This is a genomic window from Pseudomonas sp. HY13-MNA-CIBAN-0226, assembly GCF_040310305.1.
In the GTDB taxonomy this organism is placed as follows: domain Bacteria; phylum Pseudomonadota; class Gammaproteobacteria; order Pseudomonadales; family Pseudomonadaceae; genus Aquipseudomonas; species Aquipseudomonas gregormendelii.
Map to the genome: position 1 here is coordinate 1 of NZ_JBEOPS010000132.1, position 309 is coordinate 309.

Genomic DNA, 309 nt, shown 5'->3' on the forward strand with positions numbered 1-309 from the left:
GTCGATGCGCCAGCGGATGACATCGTCCTTGGCTGTGGCGTCGGGGGCCCAGCGGCTGATCAGTTTGTCGTAGTCCTGCAGGGCACGGTCAGCGATAACGTAGCGTTCCTTTTCGCTGCGCGTGGCGAACTCGGCCATGCGCACACGCTCGGCGGCAAGGTCACCTTCGAGGCGGCGCTGGGTGACGGCGTCCACCAACCCCGGGCGCTTGGCTGAGAGGCGCAGTGCCGGCTCCGGCAGCCGCGCCTTTTGCAGGGCGACGATGTATTCGCGGGCCACTTCGGGTTTGTCACCGGCGCGGATAAAGGC

The 309-nt window shown here is 67.0% G+C and carries 1 pseudogene; it reads right to left on the bottom strand.

The window, feature by feature from the left end:
- Positions 1 to 309 (bottom strand): annotated as a pseudogene (locus tag AAEZ05_RS28095) (poly-beta-1,6 N-acetyl-D-glucosamine export porin PgaA); the annotation flags it as partial.